Genomic DNA, 11756 nt, shown 5'->3' on the forward strand with positions numbered 1-11756 from the left:
TAAAATATAGATTTGCACTATTCTTATTAAATCTAAATAATAATAATCTTTAACTTTAATTAATTTTTACCATGATCTATTTGCATAAAAAAGTACACAACCTCTTATTTCTCCTTAGCTTATACATAATTTCTTTAAACTCCATGTTTGCACAGCAAGGAACTGCTTCCATAAAAGGAACAGTCTTAACCAATACCAGCAAGGCAGCCGAAGGGGTTTCTATACAGCTGAAAGGGGAAAACAAAACCACAATCACTGATAATGACGGTTTCTTTATTCTTAAAAACCTAACAGCAGGAAAACACATCGTAGTAGTAAGCTTAATAGGAAATAACGATATTGAGAAAGAGGTAACAATTACCAATAAAGAAACAACAATTGTTAACATTAAACTTTCTTTATCAAATACCGAATTGAATCAAGTCATTATTTTAAGTAATAAAAGTGCTTTCAAAACCAATAGAATCTCCTCTTCATTACGACTACAGTCCCCTATTATTGAGATTCCCCAAAACATCCAAGTAATTACTGGTAAACTGATTAATGACCAACAAATTTTTAACATGTTGGAAGGCGTTACTCGCAACGTCAGTGGAGCTACCAGAGTAGAGCATTGGGATAATTATGCCAATATTACTATGAGAGGTAGTCAAGTTGCTGCATTTAGAAATGGTATGAACATCAGTTCAACATGGGGTCCACTTACGGAAGACATGAGCATGGTAGAACGTATCGAATTTGTAAAAGGTCCAGCTGGTTTTATGTTGGCCAACGGAAACCCGAGTGGTTTTTATAATGTAGTTACTAAAAAACCTAGCGGACGCACTAAAGGGGAAGCAAGTTTAACTTTAGGAAGCTTTGATATGTATAGAGGTACATTAGATTTTGACGGGAAATTAACTAATAATGGAAAATTACTGTATAGAGTTAATGTAATGGCAGAAAAGAAAGGCAGCTACCGTGATTTTGATTTTAATGACCGCTATAGTTTTGCACCTGTTTTAAAATATTTGTTTTCAGACAAAACAGCAGTAACATTAGAATACACACAACAATTCTCTAAAGTAAATGCAGTTGGTTCTAATTATTCTTATTCACATAAAGGCTATGCTGATTTACCTAGAAGCTTCACAACATCTGAAGCTAATCTAGATCCTACAAAAATGACAGAAAGAAATATTCTTGCCATTGTAGAACATAAAATAAATGATACCTGGAAATTTACAGCCCAATCTTCTTACCTAAACTACCAGCAAGAAGGGCTTTCTTTGTGGCCTAATGGTTTTGATAGTACTAATGAAGCGATCCTTAAACGTGCCGGAAGCATTTGGGATATTTTAGGAAAAATCTATGTGGGACAAGCGTATGTAAATGGTGAAGTAAAAACTGGAGCCGTCTCTCACAAAATTTTATCCGGGATTGATCTAAGCGATAAAACATTTTATCACGATTGGGTGCAATACTTTAGCATGCCAGATCTAGACATCTACAATCCGGTACACGGAACATTAGCTGCCTCTCCTACTTTTGACAGAAGTAAGAATCTTGAAGACAGAGGAGTAAAATACCAAAATAATTATAAAGCGCTGTATGTACAAGATGAATTAGGTTTCCTTGACAACAAACTACGATTGACATTAGCAGGAAGATATACTATTCTTAAAGCAGCTAACTATTACTCTGGAGATACTAAAAACAGCAGGTTTACACCAAGGGTAGGCTTAAGCTATTCCTTTAATAAAAATACATCTGCCTATTTTGTAAACGATCAATCATTTAATGAAAATTATGGCGCTGACTGGCAAGGGAATTCCTTTAATCCTGAGACGGGTGAAAACATCGAATTTGGTTTAAAAAGAGACTGGTTGAACGGGAAATGGAATTCAGTTGTATCTGTATACCAGATCACAAAAAACAACGTGCTTACTGCCGATTTAGAAAACTCTACTGCAGCAATGCAATATAGCAGAGAAAGCGGACAGCAAAAAGTAAAAGGTTTTGAAGTAGATATTCGAGGTCAAATCTTTAATAATTTAGACCTTATCCTAAACTATGCGTTTACAGAAGGAAAAACAACTAAAGATAGCAACGCTTCTCTCATAGGAACGCAAGTTCCAGGAAGTACTAAGCACATTCAAAATGCTTGGTTAAATTACAAAATAGATAAAGGAACGTTGAGCGGAGTTGGTGTTTCATTAGGGTATCAATATCAGGTAAAAAGAGCACCTTGGTTCATTTCAACAGGAAATACAGCCAGCTTACCAGATTATTTCCGCGTTGATGGAGGCTTGTCCTATCAAAGAAAAAAAGTAACTATAAACCTTACTGTCAATAATATTCTGAACAAATATTTGTACTCAGGAGGATATTACAGCTATACCGACATGTATTATTGGCAAGCGGAGGCAGGTACTAATGCTAGGGTTACTGTAGCCTATAAATTTTAAAAACTATCAATCACATATAACTCCGTTCATTTCAAGCGGAGTTATTTTAATTGTTACATCACATGAAAATGAGTTTTAAAAAAGCAATAAGCGTATTGCATTTATGGTTAGGATTGTCCTCAGGAATAATCGTTTTTATCATTGCTATTACTGGATGTTTATACGCCTTTCAAGAAGAAATTCAAAACCTAACTGAAGACTACCGATTTGTAACAGAACAGCAATCTCCTTTTTTACCTCCATCAAAACTACTAGCAATTGCCCAGAAACAGCTTCCTGGAAAAACCCTGCATGCCTTAAAGTACAATAGAAAAACAGATGCCGTAGAAGCTATATTTTTTCATTATGAGCCCAGTTATTATTACACAACGTATTTAAATCCGTATTCTGGAAAAGTGATCAAAACAATCAATAACGAAGAAGGATTCTTTCATTTTATCTTAGATGGCCACTTTTATTTATGGCTTCCGGACGCCATTGGTCAAGTTGTAGTAGCCAGTGCTACATTGCTATTTATACTATTGATTATCTCTGGGCTTATACTTTGGTATCCAAAAAATAAAAATGCTGCCAAACAACGCTTCTCTTTGAAGTGGAAAAAGGGAATGAAATGGAAGAGAAAAAATTATGATTTACATAATGTTACCGGCTTCTATGTTTTGATAATTGCATTTATTTTTGCTGTTACGGGCTTGGTTTGGGGCTTTCAATGGTTTGCATTCTCTTATTATACAGTAATGGGAGGTGAAAAATCCCTATTATATGAAGAACCCGCATCAAAGATAAATACGACTAAGGGTACAATTGAAAACCCATTAGATATAGTTTGGAAACAAATGGTAAGTGAATATCCCGAAGCAGAATCCATAGAAGTACATCCTCCAGAAAGTCCTACTTCGTCAATTGCTGCCAATGCCAATTCCAAAAAAGCTACTTACGGCACCATTGACTACCGTTATTTTGATCAATTTACGTTAGAAGAAATTGAGGTAAACCATCTTTGGGGACGTTTAAAAGACACTGATAATGCTGATAAGCTAATGAAATTAAATTACGACATTCATACAGGTGGCATCTTTGGCTTAGCCGGAAAAATATTTGCGTTTCTAATTAGTCTTCTCATTGCCACGCTACCAGTAACTGGATTTTTTATTTGGTGGGGACGAAATAAAAAAAAGAATAAAAAGCAGCAGTTATAGTAAAAAAATGATCCTTTTTTTATTTTTAATCATTCCAAATAAACAATTATGAGCACTCGAATTAGAATCCTATTCATCCTATTATTTACTTCACTTTATATAAACGCGCAAGAACACGGAATCATCGAAGGAAAAATACTTTCTACTGATGGGTTTCCGCTTCCAGGAATAGCTATTAAGTTAGGTAAGGAAGCAAAAACAACTGAAACGAATGCCAATGGTGAATTTAAATTCGCCAATTTCCCTACAGGAAACCATACTATAACACTTGAGGGGGTTGGCATGAAAAAACAATCCAAAGAGATTAAAGTTTTGACCAACCAAACAAATTTTGTAGAATTTAGATTAATTGAAGACATCACGACCCTGAAGGAATTAGTGATTAAAATCAAGCAAACTCCTAACAAGAAGAAAGAAACCGTTTTATCAGGTCTGGATATAAAGTCAATAGATCTACCTCAAAGTATTCAAATAGTAGGACACCATATTATAGAACAACAGCAAGCGGTACGGTTGAGCGATGTTATTCGAAATGTTAATGGTGTCTATGTTGGTTCAGCCCGTGGTGGTGCCCAAGAATCATTCTGGTCTCGCGGATACGATATGTCTTCTAATAATATGTTTAAAAACGGTTTCCGTTTTAGTAATGGTTCCCTTCCAGAAGTATCTTCTCTGGAAAGAATAGAAGTACTTAAAGGAAGCGCTGCCTTATTATTTGGAAATGTAGCCCCAGGAGGGATCTTGAATATGGTTACAAAAAAACCTTCTTTCAAGAGCGGCGGAGAAATTAGCATTCAAATGGGAAGCAATGCCTTCTACAAACCATCTATTGATCTTTATGGTCCTTTAAATAGTACTATCGCTTACCGATTCACAGGTTCATACGAAACCTCAGAAAGCTTTAGAGATGTTGTAAAAAAAGAACGTTATTATGTCAACCCATCGGTACTATTTAAAGTAAGTACCAAAACGGAAATTATATTGCAAGGAGATTATTTACGCGACGATTGGACTCCTGATTTTGGAACTGGAATGACTGGGAAAGAAATTGCTGATGTACCTAGAAACACTTATTTAGGTGCCACATGGTCTAACGGGCAAACAAGACAAACCAGCGTTTCAGGGTTAGTAAAACATGAATTTAACGACGACTGGAAATTAAACTTCAACTCTTCTTTTCAAAACTATAACAGAACATCAAAAGGTACAGAGCGTATCCAACCAACAGATGATGGCTACTGGGAAAGGCCATTAGGACAAAATAAAAACCTAGAACAAATACTTGGACAGCAAATCAGCTTACAAGGAAATTTCAATACTGGAAATATAAAACACCAACTATATACAGGTGTTGATTTTGAGAGTTCTTATGCTCAAGCATATACTTATAACTTCTCACCGAAAACTTATGGTAGCGGTAATATTTTTGATTTTGATAATTTTGATCAAGGTGGCGCCATTCCAGATGCAACAAATACCAAAATAGTAAAAACGGACACAAATCGTTTTGGAATTTATGCGCAGGATTTAATTTCGCTTACTGACAAATTCAAAGTGTTGGCAGGATTGCGTTGGTCATGGCAAGAAGCTCAAGCTGAAACTTATGATTTAACTAAAACGCCAACTACGGTTACAACTGATACAAAACGTATTGACCAAGCTTTTACTCCTAAGTTAGGGCTTGTATATCAACCTACTCAAGACATGGCCTTATTTGCTAGTTACTCTAATTCTTTTACTCCAAACTCTGGTACAACGATCGACCTAAAAGTAATTAAACCTTCTTTAATTGACCAATATGAATTGGGAATCAAAAAAGATTTCTGGCAAGGAGTGTTGAGTACTAACATCACCTTGTACCAAATTGAAAATAGCAACTTAGCCCAAACTGCCGAATTTAAAGCAGATGGATCAAACAATACTGATTCAAGTATAAAAGTCTTAAGTGGAGCTACAAAAAGTAAAGGAGTAGAACTGGATATCACGGCTCGACCTACTGAAGGTCTGCGCTTAATGGCAGGATATAGTTATAATGACATGCGCTACACAAAAACTTCAGGTGGTAACGGAAGCTTTATTGTAGGAGACCGTCTAGCAAGAACACCAGCAAACACGGCTAACCTAAGCTTCTTCTACACCTTGCCATCAGGAATATTAAAAGGACTCTCAATTGGATCATCAGCAAATTACATAGGAAATCGTGTAGCTGGATGGAACAACCAAATCTTAATTGACCCAGATACTCAAGTTGCGACTCTTAGAGATAGACAAGTACCAATAAATGATTACACTACTGTAGATATATCTGCCGGTTATGAATGGGGCAAATTCTCTGTGTTATGTAAATTATCTAACATAGGAAACGTATTAGACTATACCGTTCATGAAAACTACAGTGTAAACCCAATTGCGCCACGTCAAGTACTAACTTCCTTAAAATATAAATTTTAAAACAAACTATTTAAAAAAGTTTTTTCTAAATGACCACTTATTGAAAAACAGAGAAAAGTTTTTTCTTTTATAAATAGGAATATATTATTTTCGCAAATACAAATTCAACACTTACAATGAAAAAAAAGACCTTCAGAAATTTACATAGAGATTTAGGTTACTTCTATATTGGACTCATCGTTTCCTTTGCTTTATCAGGACTTATGATGAATCACCGCGACATGTGGCATCCTGAAAAATATACAACTGAGACTAAACTTATTGAAGTTACCCTGCCCAAAGAGAGCGAAATCAATGAAGAATTTGCTAAAGATTTAGGTACGAAACTAGGAATAGACGACAAGTTTCGCCGTCACAATGTTAAAAAAGGAAACCTGAAAATTTCATTTGAAAAACATGATGTCGAAATAGACATGAAAACTGGCAAAGGTGAAATCGTTTCTTTCTTAAAAACACCAATCATTAGTCAGTCGATGAGTCTGCACAAAAACACTTCTAATTTCTGGATTTATTATTCAGATATTTTCGCCCTAAGTCTAATCATCATTGCTCTAAGCGGAACAATAATGGTAAAAGCAGGTAAATTTAGTTGGAAACAGCGTGGATGGAAACTAGCAGTAGCGGGAATCCTATTTCCATTAATTTTCTTGTTCTTATTAGCTTAAGAAGAGAGAATAAGGCATAAAAAAACCGTAATAACGCATGCGTTATTACGGTTTTTTTGTTTTTAACTATTTAAAATATACCTTAAATTTCTTGGTTCATTTTGATTTCGTTCTCATTAAGTAATGCTGAAAGATTAGCATACTGATTGGGCTCATATTTTTCAATACCACTTTCATACCATTTTGAAATTACATTAATTTGATTCGCTGTGTAGCCATCAGCATCGATATCAAAACCTAACATACCAGCGATGAGAAAGTCTTCTAAAATTTTTTCAGTCACAATTCGTTGCGGAATTCCGAAACAAATTAAACCATTCATGTTTTCATAATCTAACCGTCCGGATTTAAAACCCGCACTAAATGCAGTATCCGTATTACCTTCAGATGATTCATGTGGATTTAAACCCATTGAATATCCGTCAAGATAGCCTATCCTATAAGTAGAACTAAATATTTCTTTCATATGTTTATTAATGTGGTATTTAACAATATAAGGACAAAAATATATAACAATATGTCCGAAATAACACATAAATCGTTTAAAGGGAAAAATACCCTTTGAAATACAATGGCGATGTCGTTCGTCGATAAAAATACTTGATATCATTGTACTTAAAATTTTAGATTAAAACACTTGTGCTCTTTTCTTATAACAAAGCACTCTCTAGAGTTCCGTCTACAAATTTCTCGTTTTACAGTTTTAATTAAATACGTATCTAAGTAATTTACTATAATAGATTGTGCAAATGGTATTATATAAACATAAAACTATTCTCAAAATTTAAATTAACCAAACTATCAAAATCAGTGTTACCATATCTTTATTTATTGTAGTTTCGTTTACCGTAAATTCATGCATTAAATATTGAACAAAGGTTTAGCCACACTTTTCTAAAACTAAAATTAAGTGAAAAAGATAATAATTATAATTGGACTTTTATTGCTCACTATCTCTTCGTGTTCAACAGACGAAACTGATATACCAACTAAAGAAAATAGTAAACCACTGCTCAAAACAATTGAAGTGATAAATACTACAAATGGTTCAACAACAGTGTTCACTTATAACGGATACAAAATCATCCAAGTTACCAGTAATCTTTATATTGGAGTTTATAAAATCATTTATACATATACTGGAGATTATATTACAAAAGAAGACGGATACATCAATGACCAGCTTATTGTGAGCACTGAATATACGTATGAGAGTAACAAGTTAAAAACTGTAATTTATAAAGACACGAATAGCGGAACAATTTTTCCGGCTATGAATCAAAATAAGTTAGTTTACACTTATCAGCCTGATAATACCGTAGATATTGGTATCTATTCTTATTCTCTCAATAATTGGGAGTTAGTTGCTCCATACCCTAAAATGAAAATTTATTTTAAAGACGGGAACATTGTAAAAAGAGAAAAGTTCAATACTGACGGAATGATTTCATCAACCATAATATATGAGTATGACACGAAACCTAATAAATACGCCAACATAATAGGATTCGATAAATTATTTTTCACAGGTTCGTTTACAAATAATTTTAATCGACATTTCAACATTCAAGACTTAAATAACGTCAACAACATCATTCGCAATGAATCAGACACCTATAAATACAATTATAACTCCGATGGTTTTCCAATAGAACAAATTAACACCTATTTTTCAAGTCCTAGTAGAAGCCCTATTGGAGAAAAAAAATACACTTACTATTGAATCTAAAACTTATTTATATATAAAACCCCAATATTGAAATTCAATATTGGGGTTTTTTTATGTTTTTAATCAACTTATTTCAATCCAGCTAAACTTTGCTCGATTGTTTCAATTTTAGCTAAAGCATCTGCTTCTTTTTGTCTTTCATTTGCCAAAACTTTCTCAGGAGCTCCGTTTACAAATTTTTCATTAGACAATTTTCCTTGTACTGATTTCAGGAAGCCTTTTGTATAATTTAATTCCGTAGTTAATTTTGCAATTTCTTCTTCTACGTTAATGTTTCCAGTAATCGGAATAAAATATTCATTCGATTTTACTCTAAACGATAAAGCACCGTCCACTTTTTCAGAAACATATTCTAATGCAGTAATGTTTCCTAACTTGGTCACAACCGAATCAAAATAAGTAGAAGCGGAATCATTATTAATCGCTTTTAATTCAATCGCGTCTTTGAAAGGAATATTCTTGTCTTTACGAATGGTTCTAATTCCAGAAATCACTTCTGCAGCATTTTCAAAATCAGCAATTAGAGTAGCATTAAAAGGTTTTAATTCTGGCCAAGTTGAAACGATCAATGCCTCTTCTGGAGTTCTCTTAGCTAATATCTGCCAGATTTCCTCAGTCAAGAATGGCATAAACGGATGCAATACTTTTAGATTATTTTCAAGCATTTCTATTGCTTTGGCAAAAGTAACACTATCAATAGGCTGCTGGTATGCTGGCTTGATCATTTCAAGGAACCAAGAACAGAAATCATCCCATACTAATTTATACGTTCCCATTAAAGCTTCTGATATTCTATATTTTTCGAAATTGTCTTCGATTTCCAAAAGGGTTTGTTGCAACTTAGCTTCATACCATTCGATAGCTACCTTTGAAGATTCTGGCTGCGGAATAGTATCAGATACTTCCCATCCTTTTATCAATTTGAAAGCATTCCAAATTTTATTAGTAAACCCTTTTCCTTGGTTGCATAATTCCTCATCAAACATGATGTCATTCCCTGCAGAAGCACTTAACAGTAATCCTACACGAACTCCATCAGCACCAAATTTCTCAATCAAATCAAGTGGATCTGGTGAGTTCCCTAATGATTTAGACATTTTACGTCTTTGCTTATCCCGAACTAATCCTGTTAAATACACATTTGTAAATGGTTTTTTACCCGTATACTCATATCCTGCAATAATCATTCTCGCTACCCAAAAAAACAAAATGTCCGGTCCGGTAACTAAATCATTTGTTGGATAATAATATTTAAAGTCTTCACTTTCTGGATCCATTATTCCTCCAAAAACAGACATTGGCCACAGCCAAGAAGAAAACCAAGTATCTAATGCATCAACATCTTGAGTTAGGTTTTGGTTTGTTAGGTTTTGGTTATTAGTTCTTACCTTAGCTAAAACTAATGCTTCTTCGATTGATTCAGCTACAACAAAATCTTCTTTCCCATCTCCATAGAAATAAGCAGGAATTTGTTGTCCCCACCATAATTGACGAGAAATATTCCAATCGCGAATATTATTCAACCAGTGAGCGTAAGTGTTCTCAAAACGTTTAGGATGCAATTTAATATCTCCGTCCACTAATACAGATTGTATTGCTGGTTTTACTAAATCTTCCATTTTTAAGAACCATTGATCTGATAATCTTGGTTCGATAACTGCTTTGGTTCTTTCAGAAGTTCCTACTTTATTCAAGTGTATTTCTGTTTTTGCAAGTGCACCAATTGTTTCTAATTCTAATGCAACTTCTTCACGAACTACAAAACGGTCTTTTCCTTGGTAATGCAAACCAAAACTATTCATTGTTGCATCTTCATTGAAGATATCAATAATTTCTAAGTTATGTTTTTCTCCAAGAGTTTTATCATTCATATCGTGAGCAGGAGTCACTTTCAAACATCCTGTCCCAAATTCGATATCTACATATTCATCTTCAATAATAGGAATCACACGACCGCAAATAGGTACAATCGCTTTTTTTCCTTTTAGATGAGCAAAACGTTCGTCATTTGGATTGATACAAATCGCACTATCTCCAAAAATTGTTTCCGGACGCGTTGTCGCAATAGTCAAGAAGTATTCGCTTCCTTCAATTTTGTATTGTATGAAATATAATTTCCCTTGTCTTTCTTCAAAAATAACTTCTTCATCAGATAAAGTCGTTTTAGCTTCTGGATCCCAGTTTACCATTCGGTATCCGCGATAAATCAGTCCTTTGTTATATAAATCAACAAAAGAACGAATTACAGATGCTGACATGTCAGGATCCATAGTAAACTTAGTACGTTCCCAGTCACATGAAGCTCCTAGCTTTTTTAACTGCTCTAGAATTACACCACCATATTTGTCAGTCCAATCGTAAGCGTGTTTTAAAAACTCCTCACGAGTTAAATCCGATTTATTAATTCCCTCTGCTTTCAGTTTAGCAACAACCTTAGCTTCGGTAGCAATAGAAGCATGATCCGTACCAGGAACCCAGCAAGCATTAAAGCCCTTTAGACGTGCTCTTCGGATCAAGACATCTTGAATCGTATTGTTTAACATGTGTCCCATGTGTAAAACTCCAGTAACGTTTGGAGGAGGGATTACAATGGTATATGGCGTTCTGTGGTCTGGCTCAGAGTGAAAATAATTATTTTCCATCCAGTAGTCATACCATTTATCTTCAATAGTCTTGGCGTCAAATTGTGCGGGAATTGTCATAAAAAGCAACTGTTAAAACCAAAATTAAACTTTGGTCTGATATTTGTAATTCATATAGGGAACAAAAGTAAATAATTAAGTACACTATAAAAAGAGAAATAAAAATTTGTGCTTTAATTAAAAGAAACTAAATTTACTTTTTATCTATAAAAAAAATCTTATGAAAAAAATAGCAACAATAATAGCGGTCGTATTCTTTACAAGTATTGGATTTTCGCAGAACGGGGCTAAAATTGAATTCAAAGCGGAAAACAACACTATTGATTACGGAACCATAACTAAAGGAAAAGATAATGGTGTTCGAGTATTTGAATTTACGAATACTGGTACTACCCCACTAATTATATATTCTGTTCAATCTACTGCTAGTTCTACTATCCTATCTAAACAAACCGATACTATTTTACCTGGGAAATCAAGTAAGATTGAAGTGAAGTATAACATGGCTGTAGGGCCTATCAGAAAAACGATTACAGTAGAATCTAATGCTGTCAATTATGACGAAGGTAGAGTTCCTTTAAAAATTAAAGGAGATGTAATCGCTAATTAGTATTAGTTACCTT

At 34.1% G+C, this 11756-nt stretch carries 8 protein-coding genes; 6 read left to right on the forward strand and 2 right to left on the reverse strand.

What is annotated here, in order from left to right; all coding sequences use genetic code 11:
• Positions 1-143 precede the first annotated feature (143 nt).
• From AAC069_RS00200 to AAC069_RS00215, 4 genes are all read left to right on the forward strand, one after another.
• On the forward strand, positions 144-2447 hold the full coding sequence (locus AAC069_RS00200; protein ID WP_339918538.1) for a TonB-dependent receptor: 2304 nt from the start codon (positions 144-146) through the stop codon (positions 2445-2447).
• Between the two features lie 68 nt (positions 2448-2515).
• Positions 2516-3646, forward strand: a complete 1131-nt coding sequence (locus tag AAC069_RS00205) for a PepSY-associated TM helix domain-containing protein (RefSeq protein ID WP_339918539.1) — start codon at positions 2516-2518, stop codon at positions 3644-3646.
• 48 nt (positions 3647-3694) lie between these two features.
• Positions 3695-6097, forward strand: coding sequence for a TonB-dependent receptor (locus AAC069_RS00210; protein WP_339918540.1), 2403 nt, complete (start codon positions 3695-3697; stop codon positions 6095-6097).
• Positions 6098-6213: 116 nt separating this feature from the next.
• Positions 6214-6762, forward strand: coding sequence for a PepSY-associated TM helix domain-containing protein (locus tag AAC069_RS00215; protein ID WP_339918541.1), 549 nt, complete (start codon positions 6214-6216; stop codon positions 6760-6762).
• Between the two features lie 82 nt (positions 6763-6844).
• Here AAC069_RS00215 and AAC069_RS00220 read toward each other — a convergent pair whose 3' ends face one another.
• The gene (locus tag AAC069_RS00220) at positions 6845-7228 is read right to left on the reverse strand and encodes a hypothetical protein (protein WP_339918542.1); all 384 of its coding nucleotides are present in this window, start codon (positions 7226-7228) and stop codon (positions 6845-6847) included.
• 444 nt (positions 7229-7672) lie between these two features.
• Here AAC069_RS00220 and AAC069_RS00225 point away from each other — a divergent pair, with 444 nt between their 5' ends.
• Positions 7673-8485, forward strand: a complete 813-nt coding sequence (locus AAC069_RS00225; RefSeq protein ID WP_339918543.1) for a hypothetical protein — start codon at positions 7673-7675, stop codon at positions 8483-8485.
• Between the two features lie 74 nt (positions 8486-8559).
• Here AAC069_RS00225 and AAC069_RS00230 read toward each other — a convergent pair whose 3' ends face one another.
• Complete coding sequence (locus tag AAC069_RS00230) at positions 8560-11193, reverse strand: valine--tRNA ligase (RefSeq protein WP_339918544.1); 2634 nt, start codon at positions 11191-11193, stop codon at positions 8560-8562.
• Positions 11194-11353: 160 nt separating this feature from the next.
• On the opposite strand from AAC069_RS00230, the gene AAC069_RS00235 reads away from it, so the two are divergent.
• Entirely contained in the window at positions 11354-11743 is a 390-nt protein-coding gene (locus AAC069_RS00235) for a DUF1573 domain-containing protein (RefSeq protein WP_339918545.1), read from the forward strand.
• The last annotated feature ends 13 nt before the right edge of the window (positions 11744-11756 follow it).

This window comes from uncultured Flavobacterium sp., assembly GCF_963974175.1.
Classification (GTDB): Bacteria; Bacteroidota; Bacteroidia; order Flavobacteriales; family Flavobacteriaceae; genus Flavobacterium.